12 protein-coding genes are annotated in these 14,307 nt (G+C 72.6%); 4 read left to right on the forward strand and 8 right to left on the reverse strand.

Annotated elements, in window-relative coordinates:
- Positions 1-10: 10 nt before the first annotated feature.
- Positions 11-685 (reverse strand): response regulator transcription factor, encoded by a 675-nt coding sequence (locus ABD946_RS33285; RefSeq protein WP_345289390.1) that lies wholly within the window; start codon positions 683-685, stop codon positions 11-13.
- A gap of 153 nt (positions 686-838) precedes the next feature.
- On the opposite strand from ABD946_RS33285, the gene ABD946_RS33290 reads away from it, so the two are divergent.
- Both ABD946_RS33290 and ABD946_RS33295 read left to right on the forward strand, forming a co-directional pair.
- Positions 839-2,359 carry a peptide MFS transporter gene (locus ABD946_RS33290; RefSeq protein WP_345289391.1) on the forward strand — a complete coding sequence of 507 codons (1,521 nt, stop codon included), beginning with the start codon at positions 839-841 and terminating at the stop codon, positions 2,357-2,359.
- Positions 2,360-2,582: 223 nt separating this feature from the next.
- Positions 2,583-4,091, forward strand: a complete 1,509-nt coding sequence (locus ABD946_RS33295) for a peptide MFS transporter (RefSeq protein ID WP_345289393.1) — start codon at positions 2,583-2,585, stop codon at positions 4,089-4,091.
- A gap of 71 nt (positions 4,092-4,162) precedes the next feature.
- Here the strand turns inward: ABD946_RS33295 and hutI are convergent, their stop codons facing one another.
- From hutI to fdhD, 6 genes are all read right to left on the reverse strand, one after another.
- The gene (hutI, locus tag ABD946_RS33300; protein ID WP_345289394.1) at positions 4,163-5,329 is read right to left on the reverse strand and encodes an imidazolonepropionase; all 1,167 of its coding nucleotides are present in this window, start codon (positions 5,327-5,329) and stop codon (positions 4,163-4,165) included.
- An 87-nt stretch (positions 5,330-5,416) separates the two neighbouring features.
- Positions 5,417-6,778 (reverse strand): formimidoylglutamate deiminase, encoded by a 1,362-nt coding sequence (locus ABD946_RS33305; RefSeq protein ID WP_345289396.1) that lies wholly within the window; start codon positions 6,776-6,778, stop codon positions 5,417-5,419.
- Positions 6,769-7,953 carry an allantoate amidohydrolase gene (locus tag ABD946_RS33310; protein WP_345289425.1) on the reverse strand — a complete coding sequence of 395 codons (1,185 nt, stop codon included), beginning with the start codon at positions 7,951-7,953 and terminating at the stop codon, positions 6,769-6,771. Before ABD946_RS33310 ends, ABD946_RS33305 begins: the two co-directional genes overlap by 10 nt.
- Before the next feature lie 17 nt (positions 7,954-7,970).
- Positions 7,971-9,626 (reverse strand): urocanate hydratase, encoded by a 1,656-nt coding sequence (gene hutU / locus ABD946_RS33315; RefSeq protein WP_345289426.1) that lies wholly within the window; start codon positions 9,624-9,626, stop codon positions 7,971-7,973.
- A 121-nt stretch (positions 9,627-9,747) separates the two neighbouring features.
- On the reverse strand, positions 9,748-10,086 hold the full coding sequence (locus ABD946_RS33320; protein WP_345289397.1) for a hypothetical protein: 339 nt from the start codon (positions 10,084-10,086) through the stop codon (positions 9,748-9,750).
- 96 nt (positions 10,087-10,182) lie between these two features.
- Positions 10,183-11,001 (reverse strand): formate dehydrogenase accessory sulfurtransferase FdhD, encoded by an 819-nt coding sequence (gene fdhD / locus ABD946_RS33325; protein ID WP_345289402.1) that lies wholly within the window; start codon positions 10,999-11,001, stop codon positions 10,183-10,185.
- Between the two features lie 94 nt (positions 11,002-11,095).
- Here fdhD and hutH point away from each other — a divergent pair, with 94 nt between their 5' ends.
- Complete coding sequence (hutH, locus tag ABD946_RS33330; protein WP_380150595.1) at positions 11,096-12,676, forward strand: histidine ammonia-lyase; 1,581 nt, start codon at positions 11,096-11,098, stop codon at positions 12,674-12,676.
- A 188-nt stretch (positions 12,677-12,864) separates the two neighbouring features.
- On the opposite strand, the gene ABD946_RS33335 is transcribed toward hutH, so the two are convergent.
- Complete coding sequence (locus tag ABD946_RS33335) at positions 12,865-13,239, reverse strand: hypothetical protein (RefSeq protein WP_345289404.1); 375 nt, start codon at positions 13,237-13,239, stop codon at positions 12,865-12,867.
- A 191-nt stretch (positions 13,240-13,430) separates the two neighbouring features.
- Between ABD946_RS33335 and ABD946_RS33340 the strand changes: the two genes are divergently transcribed.
- Positions 13,431-14,300: a MurR/RpiR family transcriptional regulator gene (locus tag ABD946_RS33340; RefSeq protein ID WP_345289405.1), complete on the forward strand. Its 870-nt coding sequence runs from the start codon at positions 13,431-13,433 to the stop codon at positions 14,298-14,300.
- The last annotated feature ends 7 nt before the right edge of the window (positions 14,301-14,307 follow it).

Raw genomic sequence — 14,307 nt, forward strand, 5'->3', positions numbered from 1 at the left:
TTGCAGGGGGTCAGTTCTTCTCGAAGCGGAAGCCGACGCCCCGGACGGTGGAGATGTAGCGCGGGTTGGCCGCGTCGTCCCCGAGCTTCTTGCGCAGCCAGGAGATGTGCATGTCCAGGGTCTTGGTCGAGGTCCACCAGGTGGTGTCCCAGACCTGACGCATGATCTCCTCGCGGGTGACCACCCGGCCGGCGTCCCGGACCAGCACCCGGAGCAGCTCGAACTCCTTGGCGGAGAGGGTCAGCTCCTCCTCGCCCAGCCAGGCCCGGTGCGACTCGACGTCGATCTTCACGCCGTGCGCGCCGGTGGTCAGCTGGTCCACGTTGCCGCGGCGGAGCAGGGCCCGGACCCGGGCAAGCAGCTCGGCCAGGCGGAACGGCTTGGTCACGTAGTCGTCGGCGCCGGCGTCCAGGCCGACCACGGTGTCCACCTCGTCGGCGCGGGCGGTGAGCACCAGCACCGGGCAGGTGCGGCCCTCGGCGCGCAGGCGGCGGGCCACCTCCAGGCCGTCCATCTCGGGCAGGCCCAGGTCCAGCACGATCAGGTCGACGTCCTCGGTCAGCCCGGCCGCGAGGGCGCCGGGGCCCTCCTCCCGGACCAGGACCTCGTACCCCTCACGGCGCAACGCTCGGGCCAGCGGTTCGGAGATCGCCGGGTCGTCCTCGGCCAGCAGCACACAGGTCATGACGCAGATGGTAGTCCGAGCCGGACGCGGAGATCAGGGGCTCTGCCGGGGCGGCTCCGCCCGGTCGGACCAACCGCGGCCCCGCCGCCGCCCCTGACGGGCCGTCGGCTCCTACCGTGGGCAGGTCGGGGACTGTCTCTCGGGAGGTTGCGGATGGCGGGCGGGACCGAGCTGCGCGGCGGGCCGGAGCCGGTCTCGGCCTCGGGGGCCCCGCCGGAGGACGAGCACGCGTTCTTCGGACACCCGCGCGGGCTGGCCACGCTCTTCATGACCGAGCTGTGGGAGCGCTTCAGCTTCTACGGGATGCGCTCGCTGCTGGTGCTCTTCCTGGCGCTGCCCACCGACCAGGGCGGGATCGGCCTGGACTCCGTGACGGCCGCCTCGGTCTACAGCGTCTACAACTCGCTGGTCTACATGCTGGCCATCCCCGGCGGCTGGATCGCCGACCGGCTGTGGGGCGCGCGGCGGGCGGTGCTGATCGGCGGGCTGGTGATCATGGGCGGCCACTTCTCGCTGGCGGTGCCGTTCACCGCGACCTTCTGGTGCGGGCTGCTGCTGATCGCGGTGGGCACCGGGCTGCTGAAGCCGAACGTCTCGGCCATCGTCGGGCAGCTCTACCACCCGGACGACCCGCGCCGGGACGGCGGCTTCACGGTCTTCTACATGGCGATCAACATCGGCTCGTTCTTCGCCCCGCTGGTGGTCGGCACGGTCGGACAGAACGTCAGCTGGCACCTGGGCTTCTCGCTGGCCGGGGTCGGCATGGCGCTCGGCCTGGCCCAGTACGTCTGGGGCCGGCGCCACCTCGGCCACGCCGGGGCGGCGCCCGGGCGGCCGGCCGAACCGGCGGTCCGGCGGCGGGTGCTGCGGCTGGCGGCGCTCTGGGCGGGGGCCGCGGCGGTGTTCTTCGCGGTGGACGCGGGGGCCGGGTGGTTCTCGATCGGACAGGTCGTCAACATCCTGGGGATCGTCGGGGTCGCGCTGCCCGCCTGGTACTTCACCCGGCTGCGCCGGGACCGGGAGCTGTCGGCGCTGGAGCGCAGCCGGATGTCGGCCTTCATGTGGTTCTTCATCGCGGCCGCGGTGTTCTGGATGATCTACGACCAGTCCGGCTCCACGCTGACCCAGTTCGCCACCGACGACACGAACCTTTCGGTCTTCGGCTTCCACTTCCCGTCCAGCTGGTTCCAGTCGGTGAACCCGCTCTTCATCATCCTGCTGGCGCCGGTCTTCGCCTGGCTCTGGCAGTGGCTGACGCTCCGTGACCGCAATCCGAGCGCGCCGGTGAAGTTCGCCGTGGGCCTGCTGCTGATCGGCGCCTCCTTCGGTCTGATGGGCCTGGCCGAGCTGGCCGCCTCGGGCGGGCAGAAGGTCTCGCCGTTCTGGCTGGTCGGGGTCTACTTCGTGCAGACGGTGGCCGAGTTGACGCTCTCTCCGGTCGGGCTGTCGCTCACCACCAAGCTGGCGCCGGCGAAGTACGTCAGCCAGCTGCTCGGCCTGTGGTTCCTGGCCACCGCGACCGGGGACGCGGTGGCGGGGTGGACCATCCGGCTCCAGCAGGTGGTCAGCGCGGACACCTACTTCTACCTGCAGGGGGCGCTGGCGGCGGTCTGCGGGGCGGCGGTGTGGACGGCCGCCGGGCGGATCCGCGCCCTGATGGGGGCTGTGAAGTAGTTCACAGAGGGTGATCACGGGAACCGGAGCGCCGACCCACCGTTTCATCGAAGGATCCACCAGTTCACCTTGGATTCAGTTGATGTTTTCCGTTGTTAGCATGGATTCGCCACCTCTTCTTTATTCGGACATTGGGTTCATCCGACAGGTTCTCGTCTGATAGTGGGAGAAACCGCCACGTACAGTGGCCTGGTCCATCGCACGTCAGCAAGGAACCCCACTCATGGCGTCAAGCACTCTGGCCGCCGGCGCAACGTCGACCCCCACCGGCAGCGGCAAGACCTTCTTCGGGCACCCCCGCGGACTCGCCACCCTCTTCATGACCGAGATGTGGGAGCGGTTCAGCTTCTACGGGATGCGCGCCCTGCTCGTCCTCTACATGGGGGCGGAGGTCGTCGACGGCGGCCTCGGCATGAAGGCGGCAGTGGCCGGCGCGGTCTACAGCGTCTACAACGCCATGGTCTACCTGCTCGCGCTGCCCGGCGGCTGGATCGCCGACCGCTTCCTGGGCGCCCGCAAGACCGTCGCGCTCGGCGGGGCGATCATCATGGCCGGCCACTTCGCGCTGGCGCTGCCCTCCAAGGCGGTCTTCTTCGCCGGCCTGGGCCTGATCGCGATCGGCTCCGGCCTGCTCAAGGCCAACATCTCGACCATGGTCGGCCACCTCTACGACGGGCCCAACGACCCGCGCCGGGACGGCGGCTTCACCATCTTCTACATGGGCATCAACCTCGGTGCCTTCGTCGCCCCGCTGGTGATCGGCACCGTCGGCCAGAAGGTCGACTGGCACCTGGGCTTCGCGCTGGCCGGCGTCGGCATGGCGCTCGGCCTGCTCCAGTACCTGCTGGGCAGCCGTCACCTGAGCGACAAGAGCAGTGTGGTGGCCTCCCCGATGCCCGCCGCCGAGAAGCGCGCGGTGCTGCGCAAGGCCGGCTTCTGGGCCACCCTCGCGGTGGTCTTCTACGCCGTGGTCGCGATCACCGGCCACCTGACCGTCAACTGGGTCACCTGGCCGCTGTCGATCGCCGGCATCGCCGTCCCGGTGGTCTACTTCTCCAAGATCCGCCGGGACAAGGACCTCAGCCCGGACGAGAAGTCCAAGATGAGCGGCTACGTCTGGTTCTTCGTGGCGGCCGCGATCTTCTGGATGATCTACGACCAGTCCGGCTCCACGCTGAACCTGTTCGCCGAGAACAGCACCTCGCTGAACGTCTTCGGCTGGGGCTTCCCGTCCAGCTGGTTCCAGTCGCTGAACCCGCTCTACATCATGGCGCTGGCCCCGGTCTTCGCCTGGCTCTGGGTCTGGCTGGACCGCCGCCGCCAGAACCCCTCCACCACCGCGAAGTTCGCCTTCGGCCTGCTGATGATCGGCGGCTCCTTCCTGGTGATGATGCTGGCGATGGCCGCCGCGAACGGCGGTGCCAAGGTCACCCCGCTCTGGCTGGCCACCGTCTACCTGATCCAGACCGTCGGCGAGCTCACCCTCTCCCCCGTCGGACTCTCCGTCACCACCAAGCTGGCGCCCGCCAAGTACGCCAGCCAGATGATGGGCATCTGGTTCCTCGCCGTGACGGCCGGCGACTGCACCGCCGCCGTGGTGCAGCTGCTGGTGGGTGACGCCACCGGCTCCACCTGGTACTTCGCCTCCCAGGGCCTGCTGGCCGTGCTGGCCGGCGTGGCGCTGATGACGTACCGCAAGAAGGTCAACCGGCTGATGGGCGACATCCGCTGACGCACCCCGCACGTGGGAGACCCCCGGAAGGCCGCGCGCCTCCGGGGGTCTCGTGCTTCCGTGTACCCGCCTCAGACCGCGCGGACACCGTCCCGCCAGACCGCGGCGGTCAGCGGTACGCCCGGGCGGTAGGCCAGGTGGACGTGCGAGGGGGCGTCCAGCAGCAGCAGGTCGGCCCGGGCGCCCGGGGCGATCAGGCCGACGTCGGTGCGGCGCAGCGCCCGCGCGCCGCCGGCGGTGGCGGCCCAGACCGCCTGATCCGGCGTCATGCCCATCTCGCGGACCGCGACGGCGATGCAGAAGGCCATCGAACTGGTGAAGCTGGAGCCCGGGTTGCAGTCCGTCGAGAGCGCGACGGTGGCGCCCGCGTCGAGCAGGCGGCGCGCGTCCGGGTAGGGGGCGCGGGTGGAGAACTCCGCGCCGGGGAGCAGGGTGGCCACCGTGTCGCCGCTCGCCAGCGCGTCCACGTCGGCGTCGGTGAGGTGGGTGCAGTGGTCGGCCGAGGCCGCGCCGAGCTCCACCGCGAGCTGCACGCCCGGGCCGTGGTTCAGCTGGTTGGCGTGCACCCGGGGGGTCAGACCGCGGGCCATGCCGGCGGTGAGGATCTCCCGGGCCTGGTCGCCGTCGAAGGCGCCCTGCTCGCAGAAGACGTCCACCCAACGGGCGTGCGGGGCGCAGGCGTCCAGCATCTCGCCGGTGACCAGCGCCACGTAGGCAGCCGGGTCCTCCTTGAACTCGGGGGCCACCACGTGCGCGCCCAGGTAGGTGGTCTCGGTGGTGTGCTTGGCCGCGATCCGCAGGGCGCGGGCCTCGTCCTCCACGGTGAGGCCGTAGCCGGACTTGCACTCGACCGTGGTGGTGCCCTGGCGCAGCGCCTCGGTGAGGAAGCGGGTGAGGTTGGCCTCCAACTGCGCGTCGGTGGCGGCCCGGGTGGCGGCCACCGTGGTGCGGATGCCCCCGGCGGTGTAGGACTGGCCGCTCATCCGGGCGTTGAACTCGGCGGTGCGGTCCCCGGCGAAGACCAGGTGGGCGTGCGAGTCCACGAAGCCGGGCAGCAGCGCCCGGCCCTCGGCGTCGACGTGCCCGTCGGCCGCGGGCGCCTCGGCGGCGGGGCCGACCCAGGCGATCCGGCCGTCCTCGATCAGCACGGCGGCATCGGTGAGCAGGCCGAGCGGGCCGCTGCCGTGGGACGGGTCGTTGGTGACGAGCGAGCCGACGTTGCCGATCAGGGTGCTCAAGTCGCTGGGCCTTTCGGGGAGTTGGGGTGAACGCCGAAAGGCGCGGGCCCGAGGGGATCAGCCCCCCTCGGACCCGCGCCGGTCAGTTTATCGCCGCAGGGCGGCGATTGTCGTGCTCAGTGCACGGGGGACGTCCGGGACCAGTTGGTGCCGCCCGTCCTTGACCACGTGCCGGCCGCCGACCACCAGGTGGCGGACGTCGGCGCCCGAGGCGGCGAAGACCGCCGTCTCGGCGCCCAGCTCCGGCGGCGGCCCGGCGGTGCGGACCGAGTCCAGCGCGATCACGGTGAAGTCGGCCAACGCCCCGGCCTCGATCCGGCCGGCCTCCGGCCAGCCGAGCGAGGCGTGGCCGTCCTCGCCGCCCGCGCGCAGCAGCGCGTCGGCGGTCCAGTGGCCCCGGGTGCGGGTGCGCAGGCGCTCGTCCAGCTCCAGCGCCCGGGCCTCCTCCCACGGGTCGATCACCGCGTGGCTGTCGCTGCCCAGGGTGACCGGGCAGCCCGCGCTCGCCAACCGCCGGGCGGGGCCGATGCCGTCGGCCAGGTCCCGCTCGGTGGTCGGGCACATGCAGATGGCGGTCGAGGAGTCGGCGAGCAGCCGGATGTCATCGTCCGTCAGATGGGTGGCGTGCACCGCCGAGGTGCGCGGGCCGAGCACCCCGTGGTCGGCCAGCAGCCTGGTCGGCGTGACGCCGTGCGCGGCCAGGCAGGCCTCGTTCTCCGCGGTCTGCTCGGAGAGGTGCACGTGCAGCGGCGCCTGCGCCCGCTCGCCCCACTGGGCCACGGTGGCCAACTGCCCGGCCGGGACGGCCCGGACGGAGTGCACCGCGGCGCCGATCCGGGCGTGCCCGGCCGGCTTGAGCGCGTCCACCCGCTGGGCCCAGGCCTCGGCGTCGCCGTCGCTGAACCGCAGCTGCGGCGCGGTCGGCTCGGCACCGAAGCCCGAGGAGAGGTAGCAGGTGTCCAGCAGGGTGATCCGGATGCCGGCCCGGTCGGCGGCCTCGATCAGCGCGTGGCCCATCGCGTTCGGGTCGTCGTACCGGGCGCCGCCGGGCGCGTGGTGCAGGTAGTGGAACTCGCCCACCGCACTGATCCCGGCCAGCGCCATCTCGGCGTAGACGGCGGTGGCCAGCTCCAGGTAGCTGTCCGGGTCCAGCGCACCGGCGAACCGGTACATGGTGTCCCGCCAGGTCCAGAAGGTGCCCGAGCCGATCTGCACGCTGCCGCGCAGCGCGCGGTGGAAGGCGTGCGAGTGGGCGTTGGCCTGGCCCGGCAGCAGCAGCCCGGCGAGGCGGACCGCCCCGGGCGGGCAGGGCCCGCTGTCCGGGACGACCGAGCGGAACCGCCCGTCGGCCACCGTGATCAACACGTCCCGCTCGACGGCGGGGCCGTTGTGGTTCGGCAGCCAGGCGTGCTCGGCCCAGTACGTCGTGGTCCCCTCGGTCACTGACACGCCAGGTCCTCCAGTACGTCGGCGAGCGCGGTCACCCCGGTCAGGCAGTCCGCCTCCTCGGCGTGCTCGGCCGGGGAGTGCGAGACGCCGGTGGGGTTGCGCACGAACAGCATGGCGGTCGGGATCTCGGACGCCAGGATCCCGGCGTCGTGTCCCGCGCCGGTCGGCAGCACCGGGACCCCTCCGAGTCGCTTGGCCAGCCGGTCGCGGAGCGGGCCGTCGAAGTCCACCACGGGCGTGTACGACTCCCGGGTCAGCTCGACCCGGACGCCGTCCAGCCCGCCGCGCGCGTACGCCGCCTCCCGGATCTCCTCGACCAGGGCGGTCAGGGTCGCCTCGTCCGCGGCCCGGGAGTCCAGCCAGCCCCGGATCAGCGAGGCGATGGCGTTGGTGCCGTTGGGCTCCACCGCGACCTTGCCGAAGGTGGCCAGCGCGCCGGCCAGCTCGGCCTTCTGGCGGGCCGTCAGCACGGTGTCGGCGAAGGTGAGCATCGGGTCCCGGCGGTCCTCGATCCGGGTGGTGCCGGCGTGGTTGGCCTCGCCGTGGAAGTCGAAGCGCCAGCGGCCGTGCGGCCAGATCGCGCTGGCCACGCCGACCGGCTGGTCCTCCGTCAGGTACCGGCCCTGCTCGACGTGGAGCTCGACGAAGGCCCCGATCCGGCTCAGCCGGTCGTGGTCCGCGCCGATCAGCGCCGGGTCGTAGCCGGCCTTCTCCATCGCGTCGGGCAGCCGGACGCCGTCCGCGTCGCGCAGCTCGTACGCCTGCTCGCGGCCCAGCACCCCGGCGGTCAGCCGGGAGCCGATGCAGGCCACGCCGAACCGGGCACCCTCCTCGTCGCCGAAGTTGACGATCGCCAGCGGCTTGCTGAACTCGGCCTTGCGGGACCGGAGTTCGTCCAGGGCCGCGAAGGAGGAGACCACCCCGAGCGGGCCGTCGTAGGCGCCGCCGTCCGGGACGGAGTCCAGGTGCGAGCCGGTGACCACCGCGCCCTCGCCCTGCAGGTCGCCCAGCCAGGCCCACTGGTTTCCGTTGCGGTCCAGCTCGTAGTGCAGGCCGCGGGAGCGGGCCTGCTGCTCGAACCAGGAGCGGCACTCGGCGTCGGCGGAGTTCCAGGCGAAGCGGCGGTAGCCGCCGGAGGAGGCGGAGCGGCCCACGGGGAGCAGCTCCGCCCACATCTCCAGGAAGGAGTCGCTCACAGCTCGCCCATGGGCACGCGGACGCCGCGCTCGGCCGCCACCTCGGAGGCGCGGTCGTAGCCCGCGTCCACGTGACGGATGACGCCCATGCCCGGGTCGTTGGTGAGCACCCGGCGGATCTTCTCGCCCGCCAGCGCGGTGCCGTCGGCCACCGTGACCTGGCCGGCGTGGATCGAGCGGCCGATGCCGACGCCGCCGCCGTGGTGGATGGAGACCCAGGAGGCGCCGGAGGCGACGTTCACCATGGCGTTCAGCAGCGGCCAGTCGGCGATCGCGTCCGAGCCGTCCAGCATGGCCTCGGTCTCGCGGTACGGCGAGGCCACCGAGCCGCAGTCCAGGTGGTCGCGGCCGATCACGATCGGGGCGGAGAGCTCGCCGGAGGCGACCATGTCGTTGAAGCGCTCGCCGGCCTTGTCGCGCTCGCCGTAGCCCAGCCAGCAGATGCGCGCCGGGAGGCCCTGGAAGTGCACCTTCTCCTGGGCCATCTTGATCCAGCGGTGCAGCGACTCGTTCTCCGGGAAGAGGTCGAGCACGGCCTTGTCGGTCTTGTAGATGTCCTGCGCGTCGCCGGACAGCGCCGCCCAGCGGAACGGGCCCTTGCCCTCGCAGAACAGCGGGCGGATGTACGCCGGGACGAAGCCCGGGAACGCGAACGCCCGGTCGTAGCCCGCGAGCTGGGCCTCGCCGCGGATCGAGTTGCCGTAGTCGAAGACCTCGGCGCCGCGGTCCTGGAAGCCGACCATCGCCTCGACGTGACGGGCCATCGACTCGCGCGAGCGCTGGGTGAACTCGGCCGGCTTCTCGGCCGCGTAGCTCGCCATGTCCTCGAAGGCCACGCCGACGGGGAGGTAGCTCAGCGGGTCGTGGGCGCTGGTCTGGTCGGTGACGATGTCGATCGGGGCGTCCATCGCCAGCAGCTGCGGGAACATCTCCGCGGCGTTGCCCAGCACACCGATCGAGAGCGGCTGCCGCTTGTCGCGGGCCTCGGTGGCCAGCTGGAGCGCGTGGTCGAGGTTCTTCGCCTCGACGTCCAGGTAGCGGTGCTCGATCCGGCGGGCGATCCGGGACGGGTCGCAGTCGATGCAGATCGCCACGCCGCCGTTCATGGTGACGGCCAGCGGCTGGGCGCCGCCCATACCGCCGAGACCGGCGGTGAGGGTGATGGTGCCTTCGAGGGTGTTGCCGAAGCGCTTGGCCGCGACCGCGCCGAAGGTCTCGTAGGTGCCCTGGAGGATGCCCTGGGTCCCGATGTAGATCCACGAACCGGCGGTCATCTGGCCGTACATGGTGAGCCCGAGGCTCTCCAGCCGGCGGAACTCCTCCCAGTTCGCCCAGTCGCCCACCAGGTTGGAGTTGGCGATCAGCACCCGCGGCGCCCACTCGTGGGTCTGCATCACGCCGACCGGCCGGCCGGACTGGACCAGCATGGTCTCGTCCTGCTTCAGGTTCTCCAGCGTGCGCACCATCGCGTCGAAGGAGCGCCAGTCGCGGGCCGCCTTGCCGGTGCCGCCGTAGACCACCAGCTTGGACGGGTGCTCCGCCACCTCCGGGTCCAGGTTGTTCATCAGCATCCGCAGGGCGGCCTCCTGCTGCCACCCCTGCGTCGTCAGCTTCGTCCCGCGCGCTGCGCGCACCTCGCGCGGACCGCTCACCGCCTGCTGCTGCACCATGTCCCGGACTCCTTGCGGATGGATTCATTCAGTCTCTGTTCGACTGAATATATCCAATCACTCGAATGGCGGCCAGAGGCCGGGCCCGGCGATTCCGACTCGGTCAGGCCGCCTCGCCGTCGTCGCCCCAGGCGATGCCGAGGGCCGCGAGCCAGGCGCGGTCGGCCTCGTCGGGGGTCTGGGCGGGGCGGTCGGGCTGCTGGCGACGGGGGCGGGGGATGTCCTGGACCGGGCCCAGGCCGTACTTCTCGGCGGTGGTGACGGCGGCGCCCGGTTCGATGACGCCGACGTGGACGGCGGACTCGTCGCCCGCTTCGAGGACGGTGAGGTCGGGGTCGGGCGGTTGGCGGAGGGCGATCCGGCGACCGCAGGTGGGGCAGGACCACTCGTCGGCGCCCGAGGCGAGCCGGCCGACCAGTTTCATCTCGTGGATGACGCGCATGGCTGAGCAGCACCCCCGTCCGGCCCCGGCGTGGGGCCTTGGTGACGGGATGCCCGCTGGTGGTGCGTCAGCAACCAGGTGTGACCGAGCCGTTGTTCAGGAGATGCGGGCGGGATTGGTGTAGACGTTGGCCCCCTCGCCGCGCAGGAAGCCGACCAGCGTCAGCCCCAGCTCCTCGGCCAGGTCCACCGCCAGCGAGGAGGGCGCGGAGACCGCGGCCAGCAGCGGGATCCCGGCCAGCGCCGCCTTCTGGGTGAGCTCGAAGGAGGCCCGCCCGCTGACCATCAGCAGGTGCCCCGTCAGCGGCAGCAGCCCCTCGCGCAGCGCCCAGCCCACCACCTTGTCCACCGCGTTGTGCCGCCCGACGTCCTCCCGGGCGCAGAGCAGCTCGCCCTCCACCGTGAACAGCCCCGCCGCGTGCAGCCCGCCGGTGGAGTCGAAGGCCTTCTGAGCCGCCCTCAGCTTCTCCGGCAGCCCGTACAACACCTCCGGCGCCACCCGCAGCGGGTCCGCGGCGAGCGGCCAGCGGACGTGGGTGCGGACGGCGTCGACCGTGTCGCGGCCGCAGAGGCCGCAGGCGCTGGTGGTGAGCAGGTTCCGGTGCGCCGTCAGCGCGGGCAGCGCGCCGCCCCGCACCGTCGCGTCGACCACGTTGTAGGTGTTCAGCCCGTCGGCGTCCGTCCCCGCGCAGTACCGCAGCGCGGCCAGCTGCTCCGCCTCGTGCAGCATCCCCTCCCCCACCAGGAATCCGGCCACCAGGTCGAAGTCCTGCCCCGGCGTGCGCATGGTCACCGTCAGCGCCTCGCCCCCGACCCGGATCTCCAGCGGCTCCTCCCCCGCCAGCACGTCCGCCCGCTCGGACCGCTCCGCACCGCGCAGCCGCACCACCCGCCGCCGCACCGTCGCCCGCGCCATGACCGACCCCTTCCGTCCCGGCCAGGTTACGTCGGACGACCTGTTCGGCCGGACCTGGTTGTCATATCTTCATTCAGCTGCTGTGATGGTGTATATGGATATGCACACTGCTGTGGACCCGGCCGCTCCGGTGATCGTCGTCGGCAAGGCCGACGTCAGCGCCGAGGACGTCATCGCCGTCGCGCGCGGGAACGCGCGGGTCGAGATCGGCCCGGACGCGCTGGAGGAGATGGCGACCGCGCGCAAGCGGATCGAGGCGCTGGCGGCCGAGCCGCGGCCGGTCTACGGGGTGTCCACCGGCTTCGGTGCGCTCGCGGTGCGGCACATCAGCCCGGAGCTGCGGGCCCAGCTGCAGCGGTCGCTGGTGCGCTCGCACGCCGCGGGCATGGGCCCCGTGGTGGAGCGCGAGGTGGTCCGCGCACTGGTCTTCCTGCGGATGAAGACCCTGGCCTCCGGCCGCACCGGCGTCCGCCCGCTGGTCGCGCAGAACATGGCCGCCATGCTGAACGCCGGCATCACCCCCGTCGTCCGCGAGTTCGGCTCCCTCGGCTGCTCCGGCGACCTCGCCCCGCTCTCGCACTGCGCGCTCGCCCTGATGGGCGAGGGCACCGCGTACGACGCCGAGGGCGTCGAGCGCCCGGCCGGCGAGCTGCTCGCCGAGGCCGGCATCGAGCCGGTCGAGCTGCTGGAGAAGGAGGGCCTGGCCCTCATCAACGGCACCGACGGCATGCTCGGCATGCTGGTGATGGCACTGGCCGACCTGGCCCGCCTGTTCACCACCGCCGACATCACCGCCGCCATGTCGCTGGAGGCCCTGCTCGGCACCGACAAGGTGCTGGCCCCCGAGCTGCACGGCCCGATCCGCCCGCACCCCGGCCAGGCCCTCTCCGCCGCCAACATGCTGGCCGTGCTGGCCGGTTCGGCCCTGACCGGCCACCACCAGGACGACGCCCCGCGGGTCCAGGACGCCTACTCCATCCGCTGCGCCCCGCAGGTGGCCGGCGCCGGCCGCGACACCCTGGCCCACGCCCAGCTGGTCGCCTCCCGCGAGCTGGCCGCCTCGGTCGACAACCCGGTGGTCCTCCCCGACGGCCGGGTCGAGTCCAACGGCAACTTCCACGGCGCCCCGGTCGCGTACGTGCTCGACTTCCTGGCCATCGCCGCCGCCGACCTCGGCTCCATCTCGGAGCGCCGCACCGACCGGCTGCTCGACAAGGCCCGCTCGCACGGCCTGCCGGCCTTCCTGGCCGACGACCCGGGCGTGGACTCCGGCCTGATGATCGCCCAGTACACCCAGGCCGCCCTGGTCAGCGAGAACAAGCGGCTCGCCGTCCCGGCCTCGGTGGACTCCATCCCCTCCTCCGCCATGCAGGAGGACCACGTCTCCATGGGCTGGTCCGCCGCGCGCAAGCTCCGCCAGTCGGTGGACAACCTGGCCCGCATCCTGGCCGTCGAACTGACCGCCTCCGCACGGGCCCTGGAGATCCGCACCGACAACGGCAGCGGGCCGCTGGCGCCGGCCACGGCAGCGGCGGTCGCCGCCGCGCGGACCGCCGGCGTCGGCGGGCCTGGTCGTGACCGCTTCCTGTCCCCGGACCTGGAGGCGGCGGCGGCGCTGGTCGCCTCCGGCGCGCTGGTCGACGCGGTCGAGGCGGTCACCGGGCCGCTGGCTTGAGCCGGGCCTAGGTGATGCCACCGGGGGCGCGGGGCTCTGCTGACTTGCCGCTCCGCGGCGGGGCGCGCAGGGGAACGGCAGCACGTGCAGCTGGCTGATGGTGGGTCAGTTGCAGGTGCGTCGCCTTCCGACTCGCGCAGTTCCTCGCGCCCCCGGGATCACCACGTACGTCCCTCGCGGCCCCGGGGTCACCAGTCGTCGCGGCGGGCCTTGGGCTCCGGCTTGTGGCTCGCGAGGGCGTTGGCCATGTTGACGCCGACGATGCCGGCCCAGCAGACGATCAGGCCCCAGATGCCCGAGGTGCCGGCGGCCACGCCGGAGAGCGGGATCCCCATGACGAGGGAGACGATCGGGAGCTTCGACGCTCCACCGCCACCACCGCTGCGGCGGCGACCGCCGTCGAGCTGCTCGGAGACCCGCTGCTCGACCCGGGCGTCCAGTCGCGAGTCGATCCGGGCCAGGAAGGAGTCGACGATCTCCGCCTCGTACTCCTTGCCGAGCTCCTTGCGGGTCTGCACGGCCGCGTCGAGATCGCGCTTGAGTTCGTCCTGCCGAGAGTTCATGGCATCAGACTCCTCCCCTCGACGAGGCCCGGTCCACCGCCCGGGACCGGTTTCGGGGGCGGCTCAGGGGTAAATCAGGGACACCCCGGAGTCGGACGCCGGATCCCGCTGTTCGATACTTCGTTGCCCGGCGTTCGGCACTGCTGCACAGTCGTCCCGACCGCCGCCGAACCACCCCGGAGGAAGCGCCGATGACCAGCACCGACGAGAACGGTTCCGTCGGCCCCTCCGCGCGGCTCCTGCAACTCTTCGAGGGCCACCGGCTGACGCCCACTCAGCGGCGGATCGCCCACTCGCTGGTGCGGCACGCCGCCGAGGCGCCGTTCCTGTCCAGCGTCGAGGTGGCCGAACTGGCCGGGGTGAGCCAGCCCTCCGTCACCCGCTTCGCGGTGGCGCTCGGCTTCGACGGGTACCCGGCGCTGCGCAAGCAGCTGCGCGAACTCGGCGCCGGCGAGTCGGCCACGCCCGAGTCCCCGGCCGACGTGGTGCGCAACGAGCACCAGCAGGCGGTGCTGGCCGAGATCGAGCACCTGCGCCACCTGGCCGAGCTGCTGGCCGATCCGGAGCCGATCGTCCGGGCGGCCCGGCTGCTGGCCGCCTCCCGGCCGCTGCCGGTGCTCGGCCTGCGGGCCGCCTCCGCGCAGGCCCGGGGCTTCGCGTACTTCGCGGCCAAGGTGCACCCGGACATCCGCCTGCTGGACGAGGGCGGCTCGATGCTCGCCGACCGCCTGGAGCAGGCCGCCGCCGCCGGGGCCACCGCCCTGCTCTGCTTCGCCCTCCCCCGCTACCCCCGCGAACTGATGGACGCCCTGGTGGTCGCGCGCGACTGCGGCCTGACCGTCCTCACCGTCGCCGACAGCGCCTTCGCGCCGGTCGCCAAGCTCTCCGACCTGATGCTCCCCGCCGCCGTCGGCACCGGCCTGGTCTTCGACACCGCCTGCGCCCCGATGATGCTCGGCCGCGTCCTGCTCCAGACCATGTGCGACGACATCCCCGGCGCCGAGGCCCGCCTGGAGTCCATCGAACAGTCCGCCGCCGCCCGCGGCCTGTTCCTGGACTGACCCGGCC

Origin of the sequence: Kitasatospora albolonga, from assembly GCF_039535905.1 — a bacterium.
Classification (GTDB): Bacteria; Actinomycetota; Actinomycetes; order Streptomycetales; family Streptomycetaceae; genus Kitasatospora; species Kitasatospora albolonga.

Coding starts and splice junctions, on each gene's coding strand:
- ABD946_RS33285 (WP_345289390.1), bottom strand. CDS start 685: ATGACCTGTGTGCTGCTGGCCGAGGACGACCCGGCGATCTCCGAACCG.
- ABD946_RS33290 (WP_345289391.1), top strand. CDS start 839: ATGGCGGGCGGGACCGAGCTGCGCGGCGGGCCGGAGCCGGTCTCGGCC.
- ABD946_RS33295 (WP_345289393.1), top strand. CDS start 2,583: ATGGCGTCAAGCACTCTGGCCGCCGGCGCAACGTCGACCCCCACCGGC.
- ABD946_RS33310 (WP_345289425.1), bottom strand. CDS start 7,953: ATGTGGGCGGAGCTGCTCCCCGTGGGCCGCTCCGCCTCCTCCGGCGGC.
- ABD946_RS33320 (WP_345289397.1), bottom strand. CDS start 10,086: ATGCGCGTCATCCACGAGATGAAACTGGTCGGCCGGCTCGCCTCGGGC.
- fdhD (WP_345289402.1), bottom strand. CDS start 11,001: ATGGCGCGGGCGACGGTGCGGCGGCGGGTGGTGCGGCTGCGCGGTGCG.
- hutH (WP_380150595.1), top strand. CDS start 11,096: ATGGATATGCACACTGCTGTGGACCCGGCCGCTCCGGTGATCGTCGTC.
- ABD946_RS33335 (WP_345289404.1), bottom strand. CDS start 13,239: ATGAACTCTCGGCAGGACGAACTCAAGCGCGATCTCGACGCGGCCGTG.
- ABD946_RS33340 (WP_345289405.1), top strand. CDS start 13,431: ATGACCAGCACCGACGAGAACGGTTCCGTCGGCCCCTCCGCGCGGCTC.